General features: G+C 38.4%; 2 protein-coding genes. Both read left to right on the top strand.

The features are described 5' to 3' along the window. The first annotated feature begins 39 nt into the window (after positions 1-39). Entirely contained in the window at positions 40-474 is a 435-nt protein-coding gene (locus ACRD62_RS22370; protein WP_430822306.1) for a helix-turn-helix domain-containing protein, read from the top strand. Then, positions 438-1,337: an IS3 family transposase gene (locus ACRD62_RS22365; RefSeq protein WP_430822307.1), complete on the top strand. Its 900-nt coding sequence runs from the start codon at positions 438-440 to the stop codon at positions 1,335-1,337. The genes ACRD62_RS22370 and ACRD62_RS22365 overlap by 37 nt, the downstream gene beginning before the upstream one ends. The last annotated feature ends 55 nt before the right edge of the window (positions 1,338-1,392 follow it).

Genomic DNA, 1,392 nt, shown 5'->3' with positions numbered 1-1,392 from the left:
TGTCTAGTCCTGAAATAGCGTTACACAATAAGTAAAGCTATGACAGAAGAAGCTAAAAGAAAGTACATTAAGCGCACACAGAAAGATTACTCTATGTCCTTAAAGTTGCATGTCGTTCAAGAAATTGAACGAGGGGAATTAGGTATTAAAGCGGCAGCCAGAAAGTACGGTATCCAGTCGCATAGTACTGTTACAAACTGGCTCAGAAAATATGGTAACTTTGATTGGGAGCATCAAACACCATCGTATATGCCAAAATCAAAAGATCAGAAAATACTGGAGTTAGAACAAAAAATTAAACTTTTAGAGAAGCAAAAAGCCTTTTGGGAGCACCAAGCTGAACGTGCCGATAAGAAAGCCATCTTCTTCGATATGATGATTGATATGGCCGAGAAAGAGTTTAAGATACCGATACGAAAAAACTCCTTACCCGAGGAATCGAACACTTCAAAACAACGCAAAAAGAAACAATAGTTTCTACCTGTAGATTACTCGGGGTAAGCCGACAGGTTTATTATAGAGCAAAACACAATTCATTAGTGAGACAGCAACGAGCAGAGGAAGTTGTCAAGCTTATTCAGTCTGTTCGTGTCAGAATGCCAAGATTGGGTGGCCGCAAACTCTATAAAGTTCTTTATGAGCCATTGCGGGAGCTTCATGTAGGGCGCGATAAACTATTTGCAATATTAAACGCCAATCACATGTCTATTAAGCCACTACGGAGTTACCGGACAACGACGAACTCACACCATCGGTTTCGTAAGCATAAGAACCTGGTGGCAGAAATGGCTATCACTCGCCCCGAACAAGTATGGGTATCTGACATAACCTATATTGGCAACAGGGGTAATCATCATTATTTGTCATTAATAACCGATGCTTACTCTAAGAAAATTGTTGGTTACAATTTATCTGACAATCTTAGTGTTGAAGGAGCATTAGATGCCTTAAAGAAGGCAATAAAAAAAAGAAGTTATAAGAAAGAGCCTCTGATACATCATTCAGACAGAGGTATCCAATATTGCAGTAATAGGTATCAAAAACAATTGAATAAGAGCAATATCTTAACCAGCATGACCGAATCATATGATCCCTATGCTAATGCTATTGCAGAACGTGTTAATGGAATCATAAAGGGTGAATTTGAGCTGGAGAAATATGCTCATAATAGCGAAGTACTAAAGGTACTTGTGGCAGAAAGTATTCAAGCCTACAATCAGTTAAGGCCCCATTATTCATGCAGTATGCTTACGCCAGAACAGATGCATAAACAACGAAAAATAAGAATCAAAAGATACAGTAAAAAGTTAGTCCCCAAGGGTACCCTTGGGGACTAACAAGAATGTTATTATTTTAGTCCAATAATTTGTAACGGTTATTTAGGACTAGTCA

It is taken from the genome of Carboxylicivirga caseinilyticus, assembly GCF_050589785.1.
In the GTDB taxonomy this organism is placed as follows: Bacteria; Bacteroidota; Bacteroidia; order Bacteroidales; family Marinilabiliaceae; genus Carboxylicivirga; species Carboxylicivirga caseinilyticus.
The sequence above is the reverse complement of the archived record's forward strand: the minus strand, read 5'-3'. Positions and strand labels throughout refer to the sequence as shown.